Source organism: Stenotrophomonas sp. AB1(2024), assembly GCF_037482345.1.
Classification (GTDB): domain Bacteria; phylum Pseudomonadota; class Gammaproteobacteria; order Xanthomonadales; family Xanthomonadaceae; genus Stenotrophomonas.
The window spans coordinates 615,196-637,125 of the sequence record NZ_JBBHKO020000001.1 but is presented as its reverse complement, the minus strand read 5'-3'; the positions used below and the strand labels follow the sequence as shown (position 1 = coordinate 637,125).

The 21,930-nt window shown below is 67.0% G+C and carries 23 protein-coding genes; 6 read left to right on the top strand and 17 right to left on the bottom strand.

What is annotated here, in order from left to right; all coding sequences use genetic code 11:
* Positions 1-11: 11 nt before the first annotated feature.
* The 8 genes from pstA to WIX41_RS03045 form a co-directional block, all read right to left on the bottom strand.
* Positions 12-887: a phosphate ABC transporter permease PstA gene (gene pstA / locus WIX41_RS03080; protein WP_339445704.1), complete on the bottom strand. Its 876-nt coding sequence runs from the start codon at positions 885-887 to the stop codon at positions 12-14.
* Positions 887-1,855 carry a phosphate ABC transporter permease subunit PstC gene (gene pstC, locus WIX41_RS03075; RefSeq protein WP_339445703.1) on the bottom strand — a complete coding sequence of 323 codons (969 nt, stop codon included), beginning with the start codon at positions 1,853-1,855 and terminating at the stop codon, positions 887-889. The genes pstA and pstC overlap by 1 nt, the downstream gene beginning before the upstream one ends.
* 96 nt (positions 1,856-1,951) lie before the next feature.
* Positions 1,952-3,043: a phosphate ABC transporter substrate-binding protein PstS gene (gene pstS / locus WIX41_RS03070; RefSeq protein ID WP_339445702.1), complete on the bottom strand. Its 1,092-nt coding sequence runs from the start codon at positions 3,041-3,043 to the stop codon at positions 1,952-1,954.
* Positions 3,044-3,603: 560 nt separating this feature from the next.
* The gene (pstS, locus tag WIX41_RS03065; RefSeq protein ID WP_409187308.1) at positions 3,604-4,623 is read right to left on the bottom strand and encodes a phosphate ABC transporter substrate-binding protein PstS; all 1,020 of its coding nucleotides are present in this window, start codon (positions 4,621-4,623) and stop codon (positions 3,604-3,606) included.
* A 256-nt stretch (positions 4,624-4,879) separates the two neighbouring features.
* On the bottom strand, positions 4,880-6,091 hold the full coding sequence (locus WIX41_RS03060) for an OprO/OprP family phosphate-selective porin (protein ID WP_339445701.1): 1,212 nt from the start codon (positions 6,089-6,091) through the stop codon (positions 4,880-4,882).
* Between the two features lie 181 nt (positions 6,092-6,272).
* Entirely contained in the window at positions 6,273-6,947 is a 675-nt protein-coding gene (nth, locus tag WIX41_RS03055; RefSeq protein WP_409187307.1) for an endonuclease III, read from the bottom strand.
* Positions 6,947-7,309, bottom strand: a complete 363-nt coding sequence (locus tag WIX41_RS03050) for a hypothetical protein (protein ID WP_409187306.1) — start codon at positions 7,307-7,309, stop codon at positions 6,947-6,949. Before WIX41_RS03050 ends, nth begins: the two co-directional genes overlap by 1 nt.
* Positions 7,310-7,312: 3 nt before the next feature.
* Positions 7,313-8,095, bottom strand: a complete 783-nt coding sequence (locus WIX41_RS03045; RefSeq protein ID WP_339445699.1) for an enoyl-CoA hydratase/isomerase family protein — start codon at positions 8,093-8,095, stop codon at positions 7,313-7,315.
* 170 nt (positions 8,096-8,265) lie between these two features.
* On the opposite strand from WIX41_RS03045, the gene WIX41_RS03040 reads away from it, so the two are divergent.
* The 3 genes from WIX41_RS03040 to WIX41_RS03030 all read left to right on the top strand — a co-directional run bounded on the left by WIX41_RS03040 (position 8,266) and on the right by WIX41_RS03030 (position 10,815).
* The gene (locus tag WIX41_RS03040) at positions 8,266-8,967 is read left to right on the top strand and encodes an FKBP-type peptidyl-prolyl cis-trans isomerase N-terminal domain-containing protein (protein ID WP_339445698.1); all 702 of its coding nucleotides are present in this window, start codon (positions 8,266-8,268) and stop codon (positions 8,965-8,967) included.
* 160 nt (positions 8,968-9,127) lie between these two features.
* Positions 9,128-9,910 carry a CoA pyrophosphatase gene (locus WIX41_RS03035; protein ID WP_339445697.1) on the top strand — a complete coding sequence of 261 codons (783 nt, stop codon included), beginning with the start codon at positions 9,128-9,130 and terminating at the stop codon, positions 9,908-9,910.
* Positions 9,907-10,815, top strand: coding sequence for a sulfurtransferase (locus WIX41_RS03030; protein WP_339445696.1), 909 nt, complete (start codon positions 9,907-9,909; stop codon positions 10,813-10,815). Before WIX41_RS03035 ends, WIX41_RS03030 begins: the two co-directional genes overlap by 4 nt.
* Before the next feature lie 50 nt (positions 10,816-10,865).
* Here WIX41_RS03030 and WIX41_RS03025 read toward each other — a convergent pair whose 3' ends face one another.
* Positions 10,866-11,435, bottom strand: coding sequence for an N-acetylmuramoyl-L-alanine amidase (locus WIX41_RS03025; RefSeq protein ID WP_339445695.1), 570 nt, complete (start codon positions 11,433-11,435; stop codon positions 10,866-10,868).
* A gap of 57 nt (positions 11,436-11,492) precedes the next feature.
* Here WIX41_RS03025 and WIX41_RS03020 point away from each other — a divergent pair, with 57 nt between their 5' ends.
* A complete protein-coding gene (locus WIX41_RS03020) occupies positions 11,493-12,023 on the top strand; it encodes a hypothetical protein (protein WP_339445694.1) in 531 nt (176 codons plus the stop codon).
* Positions 12,024-12,238: 215 nt separating this feature from the next.
* Entirely contained in the window at positions 12,239-14,383 is a 2,145-nt protein-coding gene (gene rlmKL, locus WIX41_RS03015; RefSeq protein WP_339445693.1) for a bifunctional 23S rRNA (guanine(2069)-N(7))-methyltransferase RlmK/23S rRNA (guanine(2445)-N(2))-methyltransferase RlmL, read from the top strand.
* 113 nt (positions 14,384-14,496) lie between these two features.
* On the opposite strand, the gene WIX41_RS03010 is transcribed toward rlmKL, so the two are convergent.
* The 3 genes from WIX41_RS03010 to WIX41_RS03000 are packed head-to-tail and all read right to left on the bottom strand — an operon-like array spanning position 14,497 to position 16,774.
* Complete coding sequence (locus WIX41_RS03010) at positions 14,497-14,826, bottom strand: DUF3325 domain-containing protein (RefSeq protein ID WP_409187305.1); 330 nt, start codon at positions 14,824-14,826, stop codon at positions 14,497-14,499.
* Complete coding sequence (locus tag WIX41_RS03005) at positions 14,823-16,454, bottom strand: PepSY-associated TM helix domain-containing protein (RefSeq protein ID WP_339445691.1); 1,632 nt, start codon at positions 16,452-16,454, stop codon at positions 14,823-14,825. The genes WIX41_RS03010 and WIX41_RS03005 overlap by 4 nt, the downstream gene beginning before the upstream one ends.
* Positions 16,451-16,774, bottom strand: coding sequence for a DUF3649 domain-containing protein (locus WIX41_RS03000; protein ID WP_339445690.1), 324 nt, complete (start codon positions 16,772-16,774; stop codon positions 16,451-16,453). Before WIX41_RS03000 ends, WIX41_RS03005 begins: the two co-directional genes overlap by 4 nt.
* 279 nt (positions 16,775-17,053) lie before the next feature.
* Between WIX41_RS03000 and WIX41_RS02995 the strand changes: the two genes are divergently transcribed.
* Complete coding sequence (locus WIX41_RS02995; protein ID WP_339445689.1) at positions 17,054-18,280, top strand: aminotransferase class V-fold PLP-dependent enzyme; 1,227 nt, start codon at positions 17,054-17,056, stop codon at positions 18,278-18,280.
* A gap of 6 nt (positions 18,281-18,286) precedes the next feature.
* Here WIX41_RS02995 and WIX41_RS02990 read toward each other — a convergent pair whose 3' ends face one another.
* From WIX41_RS02990 to WIX41_RS02970, 5 genes are all read right to left on the bottom strand, one after another.
* Positions 18,287-18,592 carry an addiction module antidote protein gene (locus WIX41_RS02990; RefSeq protein WP_339445688.1) on the bottom strand — a complete coding sequence of 102 codons (306 nt, stop codon included), beginning with the start codon at positions 18,590-18,592 and terminating at the stop codon, positions 18,287-18,289.
* A 39-nt stretch (positions 18,593-18,631) separates the two neighbouring features.
* The gene (locus WIX41_RS02985) at positions 18,632-18,934 is read right to left on the bottom strand and encodes a type II toxin-antitoxin system RelE/ParE family toxin (RefSeq protein ID WP_184124221.1); all 303 of its coding nucleotides are present in this window, start codon (positions 18,932-18,934) and stop codon (positions 18,632-18,634) included.
* Positions 18,935-18,997: 63 nt separating this feature from the next.
* The gene (locus WIX41_RS02980; protein ID WP_339445687.1) at positions 18,998-19,396 is read right to left on the bottom strand and encodes a hypothetical protein; all 399 of its coding nucleotides are present in this window, start codon (positions 19,394-19,396) and stop codon (positions 18,998-19,000) included.
* A 142-nt stretch (positions 19,397-19,538) separates the two neighbouring features.
* On the bottom strand, positions 19,539-20,831 hold the full coding sequence (locus tag WIX41_RS02975; protein ID WP_339445686.1) for a DUF445 domain-containing protein: 1,293 nt from the start codon (positions 20,829-20,831) through the stop codon (positions 19,539-19,541).
* 130 nt (positions 20,832-20,961) lie between these two features.
* Positions 20,962-21,840, bottom strand: a complete 879-nt coding sequence (locus tag WIX41_RS02970) for a plasmid replication/partition related protein (protein ID WP_339445685.1) — start codon at positions 21,838-21,840, stop codon at positions 20,962-20,964.
* Between the last annotated feature and the right edge of the window lie 90 nt (positions 21,841-21,930).

The following is a 21,930-nucleotide window of genomic DNA, read 5'->3' as shown; positions in this document are numbered from 1 at the left end:
CCGCGGAAAGGTCAGTCATGGGAGATACGGTTGCGCAGCAGGATGCCGCGCGCCGAAAGGCTTACCAGCAGCACGAACAGGGTCAGCACCAGGGCGCCTGCCCAGGCCAGCGTCTGCCAGGATTCATAGGGGCTGCCGGCGAACTGGTTCATCACCACCGGCACGCTGGCCATCGGCTGGAACACGTTGCTGTTCCAGTACTGGTTGCCGAAGGCGGTGAACAGCAGCGGCGCGGTTTCGCCGGAGATGCGCGCCAGGGCAAGCAGGATGCCGGTGACGATGCCCGCTGCGGCGCTGCGGTACAGCACCTGCACGGTCACCTTCCATTGCGGGATGCCCAGGGACAGCGCCGCTTCGCGCATCTGCGACGGCACCAGCCGCAGCATTTCATCGGTGGTACGCACCACCACCGGCAGCACGATGAAGGCCAGTGACAGTGCGCCTGCAAAGGCCGAGAACTGCCCGCCGGTCTGCATCACGTACAGGGTGTAGACGAACAGGCCCAGCACGATCGACGGCGCCGACAGCAGGATGTCGTTGACGAAGCGCACCACCGTGCCGGCCTTGCGTGCATTGCCGTACTCGGCCAGCCAGGTGCCGGCCAGCACGCCAAGCGGCGTACCGATGGCGATGGCCAGCGCGCACATCACCGCGCTGCCGAAGAAGGCATTGGCCAGGCCGCCTTCCTGCATGGGCGGGGGTGTCATCTTGGTGAACAGGTCCAGGTTGATCCCGGCCAGGCCCTTGGAGGCCAGGGTGAACAGGATCCAGCCCAGGAAGAACAGCCCGAACAGCGCGGTCAGGCACGACAGCAGCAGCGCGACGATGTTGATGATGCGGCGGCGCAGGTATAGCGGCTGCGCGGCGGTGTTGGCGAGCGTGGACATCAGTTGCCCTCCTTGCGGGACAGGCGCATCAGCATCAGGCGGGCGATGGCCAGCACCACGAAGGTCACGATGAACAGCACGAAGCCGAGCAGCAGCAGCGCCGAGCGGTAGGTTTCAGTGGCCTCGCCGAAGTCGTTGGCGATCAGCGCGGCGATGGTGGTACCCGGCTCCAGCAACGACGGGGACAGGCGCACGCTGTTGCCGATCACGAAAGCCACCGCCATGGTTTCACCCAGCGCACGGCCCAGGCCGAGGAAGATACCCCCGATCACTGCCGAGCGGGTGTAGGGCAGCACGATGTCCCAACTCACTTCCCATTTGGTGGAACCCAGCGCGTAGGCCGATTCCTTCAGGCGGGTGGGCACGGTCAGGAACACCTCGCGCATCACCGAGGAGATGAACGGAATGACCATGATCGCCAGCACGAAGCCGGCGGTCAGCACGCCGATGCCCAGCGGTGGGCCCTGGAACAGCGGGCCGATGATCGGCCATTCGCCCAGCGTTTCATTGAGGGTGGGCGTGATGTACTCGGTCATTACCGGCACCAGCACGAACAGGCCCCACATGCCGTAGATGATCGAGGGAATGCCGGCCAGCAGTTCGATGGCCGTACCGACCGGACCGCGCATCCAGCGCGGGGCCACTTCGGTAAGGAAGAAGGCGATGCCGAAGCTCACCGGCACCGCGATGACCATCGCGATCAGGGCGGTGACCAGGGTGCCGTAGATCGGCGCCAGCGCGCCGAACTTGTTCTCCACCGGATTCCAGTCGGAGGAGTAGAAGAAGCTCAGGCCCTGCTCCTGCAGGGCATGGCGGCCGCCCCACAGCATCGAGAGCGCGGCGCAGGCCAAGGCGACCAGCACCAGAAGCACGGTGGCGATCAGCACCCATCGGAACAGTTTGTCGTTGCGGGCATCACGCAGGTCGCGCGTGGACGGTGCGGGTACAGGCTGGGCGATGGCATTCATGGGAAAGGCTGGGGCCCAAGAAAAGGGTGGGGTTGTGCCGGACAGGGCCCGGCGCTACGACCGGACGGGCCCGCGTGGAACGCGGGCCCGGTTGCATCACTTGAATTCGGACGCCCAGTAACCTTCGATCTGCGTCACCAGTTCCGCCGGCAGCGGCACGTAGTGCAGTTCGTTGGCCTGGGCCTGGCCGTTCTCGAAGGCCCACTTGAAGAACGCCAGGGTGTCCTTGCTGCGCTTGGCATCCTTGGGCTGCTTGTGCATCAGCATGAAATTGGTGGCGGTGATCGGCCACGCCTGGTCGCCCGGGGCATTGGTGATCACCAGGTTGAAGTCCTTGGCGCTGGCCCAGTCGGCGCTGGCTGCGGCGGCGGCGAAGGTTTCAGCGGTCGGCTGCACCCAGTTGCCGGCGGCGTTCTGCATCGAGGCGTACGGCATGCCGTTCTGCAGCGCGTAGGCCAGCTCGACGTAGCCGATCGAACCCTTGATCTGCTTCACGTACGAGGCCACGCCTTCATTGCCCTTGCCGCCCACGCCGTCCGGCCACTGCACCGAGGTGCCTTCGCCGACCTTGCTCTTCCAGTCCGGGCTGACCTTGGACAGGTAGTTGGAGAAGTTGAAGGTGGTGCCAGAGCCGTCCGAGCGGTGCACCAGGGTGATCTTGCCGTCGGGCAGCTTCACGCCCGGGTTGGCGGCCACGATGGCCGGGTCGTTCCAGGTCTTGACCTTGCCCAGGAAGATGTCGGCCAGCAGCGGGCCGCTCAGGCGCAGCTTGCCCGCTTCCAGGCCTTCAATGTTCACCACCGGCACCACGCCGCCGATGGCGGACGGGAACTGGCCGAGGCCGGCCTGGGCCAGCTCTTCGGTGGACAGCGGCTTGTCGGAGGAACCGAAATCGACGGTGCCGGCCTTGATCTGGGCGATACCGCCCCCCGAGCCGATCGACTGGTAGTTGATCTTGGCGCCGGTGGCGGCGTTGTAATCGGCCGACCACTTGGACACCAGCGGGAAGATGAAGGATGCGCCGGCGCCGGAGATTTCGGCAGTCAGCTTGTCGCCGGCGGCCGGGGCTGCGGCGGGAGCGTCGGCCGCCGGTGCGGTGGCCTGGCCTTCGGCGGCCGGCTTGCAGGCGGACAGGCCCAGCGCGATGGCCAGGGAAAGGGCGGCGAAGCCGGCCGTATGCAGTTTCATGCGTCACTCCGTAGCGGGATAGGGGCCGGACTCGCCGGCTGACGCTGCTATGAAATGATGTTTTTGTTACAGCTTGATGACGCCGTGACCGAAGGCACGCAAAAGCCCGGCAGTGCAAGGCTTGGCGGCGGAGCTACAGCGGCTGCCGGTGGATCGAGCGCCGGGCCGCCACACCCTTTCCGGCGAATGTCCCCCGGCGTCGGCCTGCGGCCGCCCCCTCCTCCTTTACTTCGCCTACAAGGGTATGGCGGCCCGGCACTCGATCCACCGGCGTCACCCCTGACTTCCGCTTTTCCATCGCGAACCGCAAGCCGAGCCCCGTCGCGGCCGGTAGGTCCCTGGCAAAGTAACGGAGGAGGGGGCGGCCGCAGGCCGACGCCGGGGGACATTTGCACAGGGGCCTGCCGGTCGCGGCGGGGCCCTCAACGCTCGCGGCAGATCTGATCGAAGTCCGCGCCGCCAAGCTCCTACAAAAAAAAGCGCGGACCTTTCGATCCGCGCCGGTGGTGCCGCCAGGGGGAGAGAGGACCTGGCGACACCGTTGCCTCGTGGGCGGTCGATCAGTACTTCAGGTTCTGCGACCAGTAGGTCTCGATCTGCTTGACCAGCGCGTCCGGCAGCGGCACGTAGTCCAGCTGCTTGGCCTGGGCATCGCCGCTCTTGTAGATCCAGCGGAAGAAGTCCTGGGTGGCCTTGGCGCTGTTGACGTTCTTGGGCTGCTTGCGGACCAGGATGAAGTTGGTGGCGGTGATCGGCCATGCATCGGCGCCGGGGGCGTTGGTCATGACCAGGTAGAAGTCCTTGGCGTTGGCCCAGTCGGCGCTGGCCGCGGCGGCAGCGAAGGACTCATCGCTCGGCTGCACGACCTTGCCCGAGGCGTTCTTCATCGCGGCGTAGGACATCTTGTTCTGCAGCGCGTAGGACAGTTCGACATAGCCGATGCCGCCCTTGATCTGCTTCACGTAGGCGGCAACGCCTTCATTGCCCTTGCCACCGATGCCGACCGGCCACTGCACCGAGGTACCTTCACCGACCTTGGACTTCCACTCCGGGTTGACCTTGGACAGGTAATTGACGAAGTTGAAGGTGGTGCCCGAACCGTCGGAGCGGTGCACGACGGTGATCTTGCCGTCGGGCAGCTTCACGCCCGGGTTCAGTGCGGCGATGGCCGGGTCGTTCCAGGTCTTGACCTTGCCCAGGAAGATGTTGGCCAGGGTCACGCCATCCAGCTTCAGCGCGCCCGGGGCGACGCCGGCCACGTTGATCACCGGTACCACGCCGCCAATCACCGACGGGAACTGGGCCAGGCCGGCCGCAGCCAGCTCTTCGGGCTTCAACGGGGCATCGGAGGAGCCGAAGTCCACGGTGGCGGCCTTGATCTGGGCGATACCACCACCGGAACCGATGGACTGGTAGTTGACCTTCTTGCCGGTCGCGGTGCTGTAGTCTGCCGACCACTTGGACATGACCGGGTAGATGAACGATGCGCCTGCGCCGGTCACATCGGCGGCATTGGCGGCGAACACGGAGGACGCGGCGAGAACGGCAACAGCGGCGCGCGACTTGAAGGCGTGGATCACGGGGTGGCTCCTGGGATGGATGGTGGTGCGGGGTTTCCCGCCCGGTGCCTATTGCATAACGGTTCGATGACAGGTCGGCGACTGTCATGTGACGGAACTGTGACCCCGCGGGCGTTGCCCGTGGAGTCACAAGTCCGTCCGCGCATTCCACCTTGGCCCCGCGCCGTTGGCGCGCCCCCTCGGTAACGCATGACCCCAGAACGAAGAAAGGGCGCAGCCCAAGCTACGCCCTTTCAACCACACATCTACCGCGGACTTACCAGAAGAACTGCAGACGCGCTTCCAGGATGTTCGGGTCGTCATTGACGAACGTACGCGAGGCCGAGCTGTACTTCTTGCTGTCCACCATCACGTAGTTCAGCGCCAGCTTGGTGTTGGAACGCCAGTAGTAGTTCACGCCCACGGTCCAGATATCCATCTTGCCGCCCAGCACGCCGTCCACGATCGGCGGGCGACCGGCAACCGGGTTGGCGCTCAGGTTGCCATCGTCCAGGTTCATCGAGTCGTAACGCGCGCCCAGCTGCCACATGCCGCGGCCCGGTTCGTCCGGCAGGCCGGTGGTCGGCACGCCGCTCTTGTAACCCCAGGTCTCGCCGGTGATGTTCCACAGGCCGCTGACGTAGAAGCCGTCGCTGGTGTAGTTGTCGTGCGAGTAACGCTTGGCCTTGCTGGTGTAGTACTCACCCTGGGCCTTGAACGGGCCGCCGATGTACATCGCTTCGGCACCGATCGTGGTGATGCGGTCGGTGTCGACCAGGTTGCCGCTGTCGACCAGACGCGCGGTGGCCAGGTCGGCATTCGGACGTGCGCGCAGGCGCAGGGTGTCGGCGTCGGTGTCGTAGTCGACATAGCTCAGGCCGAAGTGCAGGACCTGGCCCTTGTCGTTGATCGGCGCCCAGGTGCCACGCGCGCCGTAGCCGCTGCCGTGGGCCAGGTTGCGGGTCAGCTCACGACCGAAGGCACTGGCGGTGACCGACCAGTTGCTGTCGCCGAAGCTGTAGGCGCCACCGAGGCGACGGGCCACCGCGTAGGTGTTGGTGACCGCCGCCTTGGAGATGAAGTCGTTGTTCTTGGTGCTGGACAGCTCTTCCAGGCTGTTGGGCTGCTTGAACTGGCCCAGCTGCACGAAGTGGTTGGCGTTGCCGGCCAGCTTGTACTTGACGTTGGTGTCCAGGAACTTGTCGGCCTTGGCGTCGTAGCCGACCACCCATTCCACGTTGCCCGGGCCCTTGCCCTTGAGCACCAGCTCGGCGCGACGCAGCTCGAACTCGCTGTTCTTGCCGTTGGCGGCATCGCCACCGTTGAGGTCGGTCACATCGTTGTCGAACCAGTTGCCGTCGGCCTGGACCAGGCCTTCGAAGGTGATCTCCGAGCCGCCGATCACGTCGATGGCCACTTCAGCGTGAGCGGCCGGCACGAACAGCGCAGCAGCCACGGCCGCAGTGAGGAGTTGGCGATGCAGTTTCATGGAAAGGAGCCTTGCAGGCAGGTGGGAAGATGCTGCGCAGGCTAATAAGTGAAGATTGCGTAAATATGACAGTTTCGGACAAAGCGTCCCCAAGCCCGAGTCAGGTGGCTGCTGGGGTTGCCAAAACTGCCTGAAACAGATGACTGCCCGGTTGCGCCCAGATGGCAGTCGCCGCCGCCGCTCAGGCGGCGGTTTTCTGCTTGAAGCGGCACAGGTCGCGGATCACGCACTGCGGGCAGTCCGGCTTGCGCGCCTTGCACACGTACCGGCCATGCAGGATCAGCCAGTGGTGCGCATCCAGCAGGAACTCCGCCGGAATCACCTTGACCAGCAGGTCCTCGACCGCGCGGACGTCCTTGCCGGGCGCCAACCCGGTGCGGTTGGCAACCCGGAAGATGTGCGTGTCCACCGCCATCACCGGCTCGCCGAAGGCGGTGTTGAGCACCACGTTGGCGGTCTTGCGGCCGACCCCGGGCAGGGCCTCGAGCGCGGCGCGGTCGCGCGGCACCTCACCGCCATGCTGTTCGATCAGCAACCGGCACGCGGCGATCACGTTCTTCGCCTTGGCATTGAACAGCCCGATGGTGGCGATGTACTTCTTCAGCCCGTCTTCGCCCAGCGCCAGGATCGCCTGCGGCGTGTTGGCCACCGGGAACAGCTTGCGCGTGACTTTGTTGACGCCGACGTCGGTGGCCTGCGCCGACAGCGCCACCGCCACCAGCAGCTCGAACGGCGTGCTGTAGTCCAGTTCGGTCTTCGGGTGCGGATTGAGCTCGCGCAGGCGCGTGAACATTTCGATGATGTCGGCCTTGGGCATGCGCGCGCTGCGCGGTGCGGCCTTTGCAACGGTGGGCATCAGGATGGCTTTCCAGCGGCCTTGGCCTTGGCGCGCGCAAGAATCGCGGCGGCCGCAGGCGGCAGGGCCGGCTTCAGATCGGGAGTGGGGGCCGCCGGTGCGCGGCGGGCGTCGCGTTCTGCGGCCCGCCGCGCCAGACGCTGCGCGCGCTGGCGGTAACGTTCACGTGCCGCCCATGCGCGCTGCAGCTGCTGCTGTGCGTGGAGCAGGCGCGCCGGCAGCTCGGGATGACCGGGCAGCACCGCCTCATCGCCGGGTGCAGCGGTGTAGTCCATCAGCCCCGCCGCCAACGCGGCGTCGAGGTCGTCATCCAGCACCAGCAGCATCAACCGGGCGGGCAGGGTTGTGGCGTCGTGCATCATCGCTCAGCGGTTCTGGAACACCGGCGGACGTCGCGCAAGGAACGCCGCGGTCCCTTCGCGCATGTCCTCGGTGGCGAACATCAGGCCGAACTGCGCGCTTTCGTATTCCAGCCCATCGGCAAGCGTGCATTCGCCGCCGACGTGCACCGCATCGAGAATGCCGCGCAGGGCGAGTGGCGCGGAACGGGCGAGCTGGGCGGCCAGTTCGCCGACGCGGGCATCGAGTACCTCGGGGGCGACCACCTCGTTGATGATGCCCAGCTGCAGCGCACGTGTGGCAGTGACGGGCGCACCGAGCAGCAACAGCTCCAGCGTGGCGGCGCGGCCGCACAGGCGCAGCAGGCGTTGGCTGCCGCCGAAGCCGGGAATCAGCCCCAGGTTGATCTCCGGCTGCCCGACCCTGGCGGTGTCGGCGGCCACCCGCAGGTGGCAGGCCATGGCCAGTTCCAGCCCGCCGCCCAGCGCAAATCCGTTGACCCGGGCGATCACCGGTTTGGACAGGCGTTCGATGCGGCGCATCACAGCTTGACCCAGCAGCGAGAAGTCACGTCCCTGAACCGGGGTCAGTCCGTTCATTTCGGCAATGTCGGCCCCGGCCACGAAGGCCTTGGGGCCAGCGCCGGTAAGCACAACCACGCGCACGCTGTCCTGCTGTGCCGCAGCAAGAAAGGCCGAATCCAGGGCCTCCAGGGTGTCCCGGTTGAGGGCATTGAGCTTGTCGGGGCGGTTGACAGTGATCCAACGGATGGCACCATCGTCAACAACGGTGAGAGGGGCGTCGGCCACGGCAGGGGCTCCTGGAAAAACGTTAAAAAAAAGTGATATTGAACTCTGGAAACAAAGGCAGGTCATAGCCTTCGTCGTTAGTGGCGGTTCAACGTTGCGACGGCTATCCTAACCCGTCGCCTCAGGGCGGCCCAACGCGTCCTGAGTTACCACCCCTGGAGAAACGTTTGATGAAGTTGCGTTCTATCGCGGTCGCCGTCGCGGCCCTGGCCCTGACGGGCAATGCCTTCGCCCAGGACACTTCGTCCGAAAAGGGCAAGCTGAGCTATTACTTCGGTTACGACTACGGCAACAACCTGGCTGAGCTCACCGGTCGCGGCGAACAGCTGGACATCAATTCGGTGGTGAAGGGCCTGCAGGATGCCTACGCCAAGAAGCAGCCGGCGATCACCGCCGAGCAGCTCAAGCCGGCCGTCGAAGCCTTCCAGAAGCGTGAGCAGGGTCGTGCCCAGGCTGCCAAGGCCGAGTACGAAAAGGCTGCCGCCGAAAACAAGACCAAGAGCAACACGTTCCTGGCCGCCAACAAGGCCAAGGCCGGCGTGCAGGCGCTGCCGAGCGGCGTGCAGTACCGCATCATCGAAGCCGGCAAGGGTGCCAAGCCGACCCAGGCCAGCACCGTGCAGCTGGAAGTGGCCGGCCCGTACCCGTTCGGCCAGCGTCCGACCGAAGCGCGCCCGGCGCAGCAGATTCCGTCGATCAAGGTCAGCGAAGTCGAAATGAAGGCCATGCGCGAAGTGCTGCTGCAGATGCCGGCCGGTTCGAAGTGGGAGGTCACCCTGCCGCCGGAACAGGCCTACGGTGCCGACCCGCGTACCCCGTTCCCGCCGAACGTGGCCGTGCAGTTTGAAATCAAGCTGGTCAGCGTCAAGTAAGAACGACTGAAAACAAGAACGCGTCGATGGCAACATCGGCGCGTTTTTTGTTTTCAACACCTGCGGTAGCGCCGACCGTTGGTCGGCTCCCGCAGTGTTGGAACCGCCCCATTCGCGCTACTGTTGCCCGGTGCACTCCCCGGAAAACGTCCCCCATGCCATGCCCAGCCCCTGCATCGGAACCTGCGTGCTCGACCGCGCCGGCCTGTGTGGTGGCTGCCTGCGCAACGTGGATGAAATCACCCGCTGGTCGACGATGACCCCACACGAACACGAGCATGTCATGCGGCAGGTGCTGCCGCTGCGCGAACAACTGCGGCAATCGCTGGGCGGCTCGCTGGCCGGTCACGAGCGCCTGCTGCGCGCGCTGCACCCACTCGATGCACCGCCTGGCGGCGATGGCTGGAACCGCAGTGAACTGGCCGACCTGCTGCCGACGGGCCCGCCGGTGGAAGCGGCGGTGCTGGCCGGCATCATTCCGCGTGCGTCCGGTGCGCAGGTGCTGCTGACCCGCCGTACCGACACGCTGCGCCAACACGGTGGCCAGGTGGGGTTTCCCGGTGGCCGCCAGGAAGCGGACGACCGCGACGCGGTTGCGGCGGCCATCCGCGAGAGCAACGAGGAGATCGCGTTGCCGCACGATCAGGTGCAGGTACTGGGTTACCTCGACCCGTTCGTGACCATCACCGGGTATCGGGTGATGCCGGTCGTGGCGGTGATCGACCCGGCTTTCGTGGCCGTGCCGCAGCCGGATGAAGTGGCCGAAGTCTTCGAGGTGCCGTTCGATTACCTGATGGACCCGGCCAACCTCCACCAGGTCGAGATCGACCACCGTGGGCGCATACGCCACGTGCTGGAATACGGCTGGCCCGGGCAGCGGATCTGGGGCGCCACCGCTGCCATTCTCTACAACCTGCGCCGCCGCCTGGAGCAACTGGAATGACTACCGTGATCCCGGAACCCTGGACCACCCTTGTCGACGTGGCGACGCTGTCCAGCGCGCTGGCGCAGGGTGATGCCCGCCTGCTGGATGCACGTGCCACCGCCAGCGCCGCACCGCGGGTGCTGGATGCGCGCTTTTCGCTGGCTGACGCGCAGTCGGGCGCGCGGGACTACGCGCAGGGACATCTGCCCGGGGCCTTGCGGGCGGATGTAAATCGTGACCTGGCCGACATGACCGTGGTCGGCCACGGTCGCCACCCGTTGCCGGACAGTGATGCGTTTGCCGCCACGCTGGGACGCTGGGGCATCGGCCCGGATACCCAGGTGGTGGTCTACGACGGCGGCGACGGCAGCATGGCGGCCGCGCGCGCGTGGTGGCTGCTGCGGTTGATCGGGCACACCCGCGTGGCGGTGCTCGATGGCGGCGTTGCGGCCTGGCAGGCTGCCGGGCTGCCGTTGTCTACGGAGGCGCCGGAGGTGGTGCCGTTGCCAGCGTATCCGGGGCGCTTCGACACCACACAGGTGGCGTCGGTGGACGAGGTTGCCGCGCGGCTGAAGCATGCGCCGGGCTGGTTGCTGGATGCGCGTGCCGGTGAACGGTTCCGTGGTGAGGTGGAGCCGCTGGATCCGGTGGCGGGCCATGTGCCGGGGGCGGTGAACCGCCCGTTTGGGTTGAACGTGCATGAGGGCCGCCTGCGTCCGGCCGCTGACCTGCAGGCCGCACTGCGGCCGTTGATCGGGACGCATGATCCGCAGCAGGTGGTGCTGATGTGTGGATCGGGCGTGACTGCGTGCCATCTGTTGTTGGCGATGGAAGTGGCCGGGCTGAAGGGCGCGCGGATCTATGCGGATTCGTGGAGCGGGTGGGTGTCGGATTCGTCACGGCCGGTAGCAACGGGGGAATGACCGCCGCCCCCATCGGCTCCGGCCGCATGGCAGACACATCGGGGCGTCGATCAAGGGGCCAATGAGGTCAACGGAATTGCGGCCAACACGCGCGGCCACGGGAACAACGGGCCCGGGTCGCGTTTGCGCGGGACGCGGCGTTCCGGGTCGTCGCTGGCCACCTCCTGGCGGGTGTCGAGTGTTTCGTGGCCGGCGATGTGGTGCAGGGCGGGCAGGGTGTCGCACAGGTGCTGGAGCAGGTCGATCAGTGCGGCGATCTGGGCGTCCGGGTAGGGCTCGTCCATCGCCTGGTGGCGCGAGTCCAGCCAGTGCGGGTAACGGCCGGTGTTGACCAGTTCGATGCCGATCGAACGCGGGTTGTAGCCGCTCACGTGGTGGGCCACGCGGTCGATCGGCACGTACTGCACGATGCTGCCGCTGCGGTCGATGTAGTAGTGGCCGCTGTTGCCGCTGCCGCTGTCGTACAACACGCGTTCGCCGTAGGTCCGCGCCATCGCCAGGTCCGGCAGTTCGGTGCAGTGGATCACCACCAGGTCGATGTCGGCCGGCACGCGCGTGCCAAGCTGCGCCACGTAGGGCAGCGGCTGCAGAGCGATGCGGGGCGGGGCGCGGTCGGGCATGCGCCGATGCTAGCATTCGGCCATGAACGCTTACATCGATTTCCACGCGGTGGCTGCATGAGCCGCGGCCACTGCATTCTTTCCCACGGCTTTGAAAGCGGCCCGGACGCCACCAAGGTGACCGCGCTGGCCGACGTGGCCCAGCGGTTGGGCTGGACCCATGAACGCCCCGATTACACCGACCTGGATGCCCTGCGCGAGGTCAGCAGCGTGGGCGATGTCCGCGCCCGCCTGCAGCGCCTGGTGGAGCACGCCAGCGCCGCCGCTGCCCTGGGCCCGGTGGTGTTGGCCGGTTCGTCGCTGGGGGCCTACATTTCCGCCATCGCCTCGCTGCAGGTGCCCACCCGTGGCCTGTTCCTGATGGTGCCGCCGACCCGGATGGGGCCGATGCCGGCACTGGACGCTGCCCGCGTGCCCACCAGTGTGGTTCATGCCTGGCACGACGAGCTGATTCCGGCCGCCGATGTGATCGCCTGGGCGCAGCAGCGCGCTGCGCGGCTGCTGCTGGTGGATGACGGGCATCGCCTGAACAACCACGTGGATGCATCGGCCCAGGCCTTCGAGGCGCTGCTGGCCAGCCTGGCGTAGAGGGGGCGCCGCGCCGCTGCTCTGCTGCGTTCGTGCGTTCGTGCGTTCGTGCGTTCAGCCGGGCAGGGCCCGGCTCTACACGGCCTGCAGGGCAATGGCCGGCCGCGACGGCGTCGCCGGTCGGGTCACGTACAATGCCCGGTCTGGCGCCTGCGCCCGGGTCGCCTGCGGCGCCCGTAGGCACCCCCTCCCTGCTGACCTGCGATACCGATCCCGTGAAATTCTTTGTTTCCTGCGCCAAGGGCCTGGAGTACCTGCTCGCCGACGAACTGCTGGCGCTGGGCCTGCCCAAGGCCACCGCCACCATTTCCGGCGTCAATGCCGAAGGCGGGCTGCCGCAGGCGCTCAAGGTGGTGCTGTGGTCGCGGCTGGCCAGCCGGGTGCTGTGGCCGCTGGCCGAGTTCGACTGCCCGGACGAGGGATCGCTGTACCAGGGCGTGTCGTCGATGCCGTGGGAGCAGCACATCAGCCCGGAGCTGACCCTGTCGGTGGACGCCCACGTGTCGGGCACCGAAATCACCCACGCCCGCTTTGCGGCGCAGCGGGTCAAGGACGGTGTGGTCGACAGCCTGCGCGCGCAGGGCCTGGAGCGGCCGTCGGTGAACACCGAGTTCCCGGATGTGCGCATCAACCTGTCCCTGCGCAAGGGCCGCGCCTCGATCTCGATCGACCTGGGCGGCGGCCCGATGCACCGGCGCGGTTGGCGCATGGCGCAGAACGAGGCGCCGCTGAAGGAAAACCTGGCGGCGGCGGTGCTGATGCGGGCCAACTGGCCCAAGATCCATGCCGAAGGCGGTGGCCTGCTCGACCCGATGTGCGGCAGCGGCACGCTGCTGATCGAAGGCGCGCTGATGGCCGCCGACGTGGCCCCGGGCCTGCAGCGCCACGGCAGCATTCCGCCGAGCCGCTGGCTGGGCTTCGACCGCGAGGCCTGGAACGCCTTGATGGCCGAGGCGCGCACCCGCGAGCAGGCCGGGCGCGCTGCGCTCAAGCAGGTGATCCACGGCAGCGATATCGACCCGCACGCGATCCGCGCAGCGAAGGAAAACGCGGAAACCGCCGGTGTCGCCGAGGCGATCTGGTTCGGCGTGCGCGACGTGGCCGACGTGCAGGTGCCACCGCAGGAAACCGGCTGCGTGGTCTGCAATCCCCCGTATGACGAACGCCTGGCGGCCGATGCGGTGCTGTATCGCCGCCTGGGCGACGCGCTCAAGCGCGCCGTGCCGCAGTGGCGGGCCAGCCTGCTGTGCGGCAGTGCTGAACTGGCATTCGCCACCGGCCTGCGTGCCAACAAGAAATACCAGCTGTTCAACGGCGCCATCGAGTGCGCGTTGATCGTGTGCGATCCCATTGCGGTGCCGCAGCGGGAGAATGCAGGCCAGCCGCGCGAACTCAGCGAAGGCGCGCAGATGGTGGCCAACCGCCTGCGCAAGAACATCCGCAAGTTCAAGACCTGGAAGGCGCGCGAGCAGGTCACCTGCTACCGCGTATATGACGCCGACCTGCCCGAGTACGCCGCCGCGATCGACGTGTACGAAGAAGACGGTGGCGCTGGCCGCACCTTCCTGCACGTGCAGGAATACGCGGCACCGGCGACCATTCCCGACGTGGACGTGCGCCGCCGCCGCAATGAGCTGCTCTCGGCCGCCCGCGAAGTGTTCCAGGTGCCGGCCGAGCAGGTCGCACTGAAGTCCCGCGAGCGCGGCAAGGGCGGCAGCAAGTACGGCCGCTTCGAACAGCGCGGCGAATTCGTGCTGGTGCGCGAGAACGATGCGCTGCTGCGCGTGAACCTGTTCGATTACCTGGACACCGGCCTGTTCCTGGACCATCGCCCGCTGCGCTGGCATATGGCCAGGGAAGCGCAGGGCAAGCGCTTCCTCAACCTGTTCTGCTACACCGGCGTGGCCAGCGTGCAGGCAGCGGTGGCCGGTGCGGCCTCCACCACCAGCGTGGACCTGTCCGGTACCTACCTGCAGTGGTGCGCCGACAACCTGGCCCTGAACGGCAAGGGCGGCAGCCAGCACCAGCTGATACAGGCCGATGCACTGGCCTGGCTGGAAGCCGAGCGGCACCGGTTCGATGTGATCTTCTGCGATCCGCCGACCTTCTCCAACTCCGCCCGCGCCGAGGATTTCGACGTGCAGCGCGAGCATGTGCGGCTGCTGCGTGCGGCCGTGGCGCGGTTGAGCCCGGAAGGCGTGCTGTACTTCTCGAACAACTTCCGCCGCTTCAAGCTGGACGAGGAAGCGATCAAGGAATTCGCCGAGTGCCGCGAGATTTCCGCCGATACCATCGGCGAGGATTTCGAGCGCAATCCGCGCATCCACCGCGCGTGGGAGATCCGGCGTTTCGGCGCCTGATCGAAGCGTGCCGACCAACGGTCGGCACCTACCGATGGGTTACCGTGCCAACCAACGGTCGGCACTGATCGTCGCGGTAGGCCACGACCGTTGGTCGTGGCATGCGTCCGGCGCTAGAAAGCGGCGGCGCCCAAGCCCAGCACCGGCAACGCCCAGGCCAGCGGCGCGATCCAGCGCGGTCGCCAGGGATACAGGCCGAACGCGATCAGCAGGCCACTGATCGTCATCGCGCCCAGCCACAGCACCGGGCCGGCGGCCCAGCCGTGGTCGGCCACGCAGATGCCGAACGCGGTCGCCAGCAATGCCCAACCCAGCCAACGCCACAGCCGCATGCGCGCGGGGCCGGCGTGCGCCGTGCCGTGCAGGTCGAGCTGGTGCTTTTCCATCGCCAGCGACAGTGCGGTGAACGCAGAAAAATTCAATGTGAGCGCCAGCAGCATCATGCGCTGGCCTCGGCGGTATTCGCGGTGGCGGCAAGGGCAGCGGCCTGGCGCCGCTTCTCGGCCGCGCTCAGCGCAGGCTGCCAACGCTGCATGCGCAGGCCGCAGTACCCCAGCATCGCGCCGAAGGCGAGCATCACCAGGTCGAACCCGGCCAGCGCCCAGTCGCCGGTGCGCAGGGTTACGCCAAGATGTGCATTGGTGGTGCGCACATTGATCACCGGGATCAGAGCGAACAAGGCCGCGCCCAGGTACAGCTGCCAGGCCCACATCAACCGCTTGGGCCAGACGAAGGCCGCCAGCAGGGCAGCGCCCCAGGCATAGAAGAACACGCTGGCTTCTGCGTCGGCGCGCTCCGCCATTTCCAGCGGCAGCAACCGGTTGCCCCAGAAGTACGCGGCAAACGCGATCGGCAGGCCGGCCACGGCGCCGATGTTGAGCGCATCCACCAGCCGCAGGCCGAAGCCGATCCTGCCGGCCTTGGCGTGCTTCGGACGTTCCTTGACCGCCCACAGCACTACGCCGCTGGCCACCATCAGGCAACCCACTAGGCCGGACAGGAAGAACAGGGCGCGCAGGCCCCAATCCGCGAAGCGGGCCATGTGCAGGCCGTACATCACGCCACGGGTGTGGGTGGCGCCGCCGGGTACCGGGCTGGTCTCGATCAGCGCGCCGCTGACCGCGTGGTAGCGCAGCGAAGGTGTGTCGACCGACAGCCGCTTGCCGTCGCGCTGGTAGATGTCGATCACCGCATTGGCCGCGCCGGGGTGGAACACGGTGAAGCCGCTGACCTGCGCGCCCTTCCATTCGGCACGCGCGCTGTCGAGCAGTTGCTGGATCGGCAGCGGCGCCGCGCTGCCTTCGGCGGCGTCGGCCGGATCGGCCAGGCGCGCAAAGGCCTCGCTGAAGAACGCGTCTTCATCCTTGGGATAAGCCACGCTTACGCCCTGCGGCAGGTACATGAACATCAGTGTGACAATGCCGGTGTAGGTGATCATCGCGTGGTAGGGCAGGGCCATCACCGCGCTGACGTTGTGGAAGTCCAGCCACGAACGCAGACCCTTCTCCGGCCGGAAGGTGAAGAAATCCTTGAAGATCTTCTTGTGGGTGATCACCCCGGTGATGATCGCCACCAGCATGAACATCGCGCAGAAACCTACCAGGTAGCGCGCCCACAGCACCGGGATATAGTGCAGGTCGAAATGCAGGCGGTAGAAGAAATCGCCGCCACGGGTTTCGCGCGCGGCCACTTCCTCGCCGCTGGCCGGGTCCACCGTGGCATCACCGAAGCGGCCACCGCCGCGGCGGCGCTTTTCACCTTCGGCCGGTGGCATCACCATCGATTCGGGGTTGCGCCAGAACATGCGCATGGCCGGGTTGCGCGGATCGGGCAGGGTCACGTTCCAGCTTTCGGCCTGCGGTGCCTTGTGCTGCAGGAAGGTCACCGCGCGCTCGGCGGCGACCTCGGTGGACGCGCTGCTGCGCGGCAGCTCCGGGCGCATCCAGCGGCTGATTTCTTCGCGGTAGTAGCTGGCGGTGCCGGCCATGAAGATGAGCAGCAGCAGCCAGCCCACCAGCAGCCCGGTCCAGGTGTGCAGCCAGGCCATGGACTGGCGGAATCCATTCTTCATGCACGTGCTCCCAGTGCGAGGGTGCCCAGCCAGAACAACGCGGTGGGCGCGGCGATGCCGATCCAGGCACGCAGTGCGGTGCGGGTGGCGAAAGCCCACAGCGCGGCGCAGGCGCACAGCACGATCGCCACCAGCATGCCGGTCAGCACCGCCTGGGCGCGGGCGATGGGCAGGGCCACGGCGAAGAACATCGCGCAGGTGGCGGCCAGCGCGTAGCCGCCGATGATCGCGGCCAACGAACGCGACAGCACTCCCAGCCAGGGGCGGTCGAAGAAACCGCCGAAGCGGTTGAACCAGCTGGCATCAGGCGTGCTGTCCACGGGAACCTGCAATGTCGGGTCGAACAACGAACGTCACCGGCCGGGGCCGGTGACAGAGGGAGGGTGGCCATCCGTGGCCAAGCCGCCGCACAGGGCGGGGGTATCCCTGGAGAACGGTGTTGCCTCTGTCGCGCACGGCAGCGCCACCATCGGCAGCGCGCAGGACGGGACCGAGCAAGCATCCAGTACGCTAATGATAGTCATTATCATTCGCTTCGGCAAGATTGATCGGCGTTTCGCGCCACCCGCTCTTCGCGCGGCGGCTGCAATACTGGCCGCATGACCGACGCAGACCTGCACGCTCTCGACGCCTTGCCCGATCCAGCCGGGCGCGACCCTTACATGCTGGCAGCCGATGAGGACTGGTGGTCTCAGGTAGCGGCGCTGTACGACCTCACCGACGAGGTGGTCATGCTCGACAACGGCTACTGGGGCGCGATGGCGCGGCCAGTGTTGCAGTCGTATCAGCGCGCCACAGCGCGGGTGAACAGTGAGAATGCCTGGTTCGGGCGGCGGGAGTTCCCGGCGTTGTTGGAACACGCGCGTGCAACGCTGGCCGAAGCGCTCGGCGTGGGCCCGGATGAGATCGCGCTGACCCGGGGCGCGACGGAAGCGATGCAGGTACTGATTGCCGGCTATCGGCACCTGTCTCCGGGCGATACCGTGCTGTATGCGGACACCGACCACGAAAGCGCGATCGCCGCCGTGCAGTGGCTGCGCGAACGCAGGGGGGTGGACGTACAGCGCATCGTGCTGCCGGAGCCGTTCGACCATGACGGCATCGTGGACACCTACCGCCAGGCGCTGGTGCGCTACCCGCGCACCCGCCTGCTGCTGCTCACCCAGGTCGGCCATCGAAACGGCATGCTGCTGCCGGTAGCGGAGATCAGCGCACTGGCCCGCGCGGCCGGCGCGGACGTGGTGCTGGATGCGGCCCATGGCGTCGGCCAAGTCGACACGCCGCTGCACGCGCTGGGCGCGGATTTCGTCGGCATCAACCTGCACAAGTGGATCGGCGCACCGGTCGGCATGGGTGCGCTCTACGTGCGTCGCGGACGCGTTCAGGACCTGGATCCCTGCATGGGCGAGGCCGACACCGGCGATATCGACAGCCGCGTCCACACCGGCACGGTCAACTTCGCGGCGGTCATGGCCTTGCCGGCCGCGGTATCGCTGCACCAGCGGATCGGCGTGGCCAACAAGCGCGCGCGCCTGCTGCGCCTGCGCAACCAGTGGCTGGACGCGCTTCGCGAAGACGCCCGGATCCAACTGCTGGCGTCACCGGATCCGCGTCTGTCCAGCGCCATCGCCGCCTTCCGCCTGCGCGGGCAGGTCAGCCTGGAAGCCAACGCCGCCACGGCCGAGCGCATGCTGCAACAGTCCGGGGTCTTCGTGGTGGCCCGCGAGGGATTGGCGTCCGGCGCCTGCGTACGCGTGACACCGGGCATCTTCAGCACGCCCGCGCAGATGCAATCGCTCGTAGACGCGGTGCGCGCCGTGGCCTGATGGACGTCAGGCTGGACCTGGCTGTTCCAGCGGCTCGATGATCAGGCGCACACCGAGAGCACCAAGTACCCGTTGAACGGTATCGAAGCGAGGATGCGCGCCCGGCTTGAGTGCCTTGTAGAGACTCTCCCGCCCGAGGCCAGAGGCCTCGGCAATCTGCGCCATGCCACGGGCGCGCGCCACCACCTGGAGTGCATCCTGGAAATGCGCGGCCTCATCCGCGGAAAGTGCCTCGGTGAGGTACTGCGCAATGGCCGCATCGTCGACCAGATGATCCGCGGGATCGAAAGCAACGAGGACTGGCTTGCTCATGGTTGAATCCTGAAGAGGCAGTTGCGCGCTGTGGTTGCATCACGTTCCACGCGGGAAATGGGCGGCCATCTTCTGCGCCTGCAGGATGTCCGGAGCTTGGCTGTCCTTGTCGCCTGCGCAGAGCAGGATGATGATTTGCCGGCCCCGCCGCGTGAAGTACACGCGGTAGCCGGGGCCATGGTGAATCCGCAGCTCACTGACGCCGCTGCCGATGGGTTTGATATCCACCGGCAGACCCTGAGCCATCCGTTGGATGCGTTCGGCAATCACTGCACGGGCGCGCGTATCACGCAGCCTGCGCATCCATTTGTCGAACGCTTCCGTAGCCTGGACCGTAACCATACACCGAATGTATCCATTTGGATACATCGTGCAAGGCCTTATCCGACAGGTCGAACGCTTCGTTCAGCGCGAGCTGCAGGCCCTAGCGATTTCGGCGTCGATCCGCTCCGGTGCGGGGCGTCCGAACATCTCGCTGATCTCGCGTCGTGCGCGTAGTTCTTCGCATTGCTCCGGATTGGCCGCGCCGTCGATCACGGTGCCGCGGACCGGGGGCTCTCCACGGCCAGCGTCAGCCTGCATGCGGCGGCGTGCCTGGTGCAGGTCGCGCTGGGCGCGGGTGCGCTCTTCCCACGTGAGGTTGGGGTCTTTGACAATCGGACGGGTCACGCCGGTGTCCTGCTCGGGTGGGCAGGGTACCGTCTGGTAGATGGTCTGGGCGCCGTTCGCGCACTTGTACACGCGCCCGGCGTGGGCGTTGCAGGCCAGCGCGCACAGCGCCAGCGTCATGATCGTCCTTCGCATGGTTCCCCCGGTGGGCCACTCCAGCCCTGAATGCGCGGCAGAATACGCGAACCACGTCTCAAAAACACCCGGGCAATCTGTCAACCGGGCCCACCACAAACAGACGTAGAGCCACGCCCTGCGTGGCTGCGTAGGGCAGGCCCTACCAATGCATCCACACGGTCAGCGCATGCAGCAACAGTCCGATCAACCCACCCACCAAGGTGCCGTTGAACCGGATGAACTGCAGGTCGCGACCCACGCTCAGCTCCAGCTGCTCCACCAGGTGCCGTTCGTCCCAGCCCTTCACGGTCTGCGCGATATGGCTGGTCACGCCCTCGCGCAACCGGGTGGTCAGGCGCTCGGCGCCGTCCATGAGGTGCTGGTTGAGCGCCTCGCGCAGTGAAGGGTCCTCCTGCAGCGCCTGGCCGATCTTGCCCAGGCTGCGCTGCAGGTGGCCGGCCAGCGCAGAAGATTCGCTGGACAGGTCGGCGCGCAGGCTGGCGTGGATGCGCGCCCACAGGCCCTGCACGTACTCCTGCACCGCCGGGTGGTCGATCACCTGCTGCTTGAGCTGTTCGACCTTCTCGGCCAGGGCCGGATCGTTGCGCAGGCGCTGGATGTAGTCGCCCAGCCAGGCCTCGTAATCCTTGCGCAACGGGTGTTCCGGCTCGGCCAGGATCTGCTGCAGTTCGGCCAGCACCGCGTGCGCCATGCGCTCGGCCAGACTGTCGCCGATCTCGTCGATCGGTTTGACCCAGTTGACCGTGCTGGCCAGCTTGGGCCATTCGCGCTGGATGTAACGCACGATCAGTTCGGACGCGCGCTGCCGTACTGCCTCGTTGTCCATCCATTGGCTGATACGGGTCAGCCCCTCGTCGAGCACCCGCTGGTGGCGGTTGTCGGCGGTGAGCAGGCCCAGCAGTTCACCGGCGGTGGCCGCCGCGTTCCACTGCCGCAACTGCTCGACCACGAAGGCCTGGATGCTGCGGCGCACGGCGGCTTCGTCGAGGAAATCCAGCGCCTGCAGGGCCCAGCCACGGGCCATGTCGGCGAGAAGCCGTGAACGTGCTGGATCGGCCAGCCAACTGCCGAGCCGGCTGGCGGGATCGAATACCTGCAGCCGGGCCAGCAGCGCCTGCGGTTCCAGGAACTGGTCGCGCACGAACACCGCCAGGCTGTCGGCGATGCGCTCCTTGCTGCGCGGGATGATCGCTGTGTGCGGGATCGGCAGGCCCAGCGGGCGGCGGAACAGCGCCACCACCGCGAACCAGTCGGCCAGCGCGCCCACTGCGGCCGCTTCGCAGAACGCCGATACCCACGCCCAGATACCGCGTTCGCCATTGAGATGGCTGACGACGAAGCCGACCAGCATGGCCAGCAGCATCGCCAGGGCGATGGCTTTGAGGCGGCGCAGCTGCGCACGGCGCGGATCAACCGATGAAGAGCTGTTCATGTCTCAAGTGTATCGACCCCGGTGCGAACGCCGCCTCGACAGGCATTCTGGAGGGCCGGCCAACGGCCGGCGCTACCATGAAAATCCTCAACGCTCGACGGTAGCGCCGGCCGTTGGCCGGCCACGCGGATCAAGCCACTTCGCCGACCTGTCGGCGAAGTGACGTTAGCTGTGCGCGCAGCGCATCGTTCTCCAGGGTCAGCGCGATCACCCGCTGGCGCAGCTCGGCCGGGCCTTCGCCCAGCGAGGCAAGCGCTTCGGCGATCTCGGCCTCACGGCTCGGATCGACCGCCACCTCGCCATCGGCGCTGTGCAGGACCTCCTGCACCGGCTTGCGCGGCTTGCGCTTGGCCTCGCGCACGCGCTTGGCGGCCTGCTTCAGTTCGTCCTTGCCGGCTGCCGCGGCAGCGCGCTGTTCCTCTTCCGGCAAGGCCGACACCGCTGCGGCGGCGCTGATCGAAATGACCCCGCTCTTGACCGCTTCGACCAGTTCGGGCGCGGCCTGTTTGTGGATGCGTTCGATCATCGTCACCTGGCTGCTGCTCAACCGGGCTTCGCGTGCCATGTCGGCGCGGCTTACCTTCGGCGCTGGCGCCCACGGCGGGCTGTCCTCATCGCCTTCGGGCGTGGCATCGGCGATCTCGCCGTCGCTTTCGCGCTGCAGCTGGGCCTGGTCGGCGCGGTGGCGCTCGGCCAGGATGTCGCGCTTGCGCAGGGCCAGCACGCCGCGCTGGAAATCGGACACGCTGCGCCGGCCCAGGTGCTGTTCGATCATCCACAGGTGCACATCGTCCATCGACTGGAAGCGGGTGTTCTGCACCGTCTGGAAGGTCAGGCCATGCTTCTGGCAGATGCCGTAGCGGTTGTGCCCATCCACCAGCACGTCGTTCCACAGCACCAGCGCGTCGCGGCAGCCTTCGGCCAGGATGCTGCGCTCCAGTGCCTCATGTTCATCGGCGGTAAGCGGATCAATGTAGGCCTTGAGTTCTTCTTTGACGACGATGTCCATGCAATCCGGTAGGCGAGCAGCTGATGACCGCCCATTGTACCGGTCGCCGACATCACGCCGTGCAGCGCAGAAAGTCGCTGCCGGCCAGCG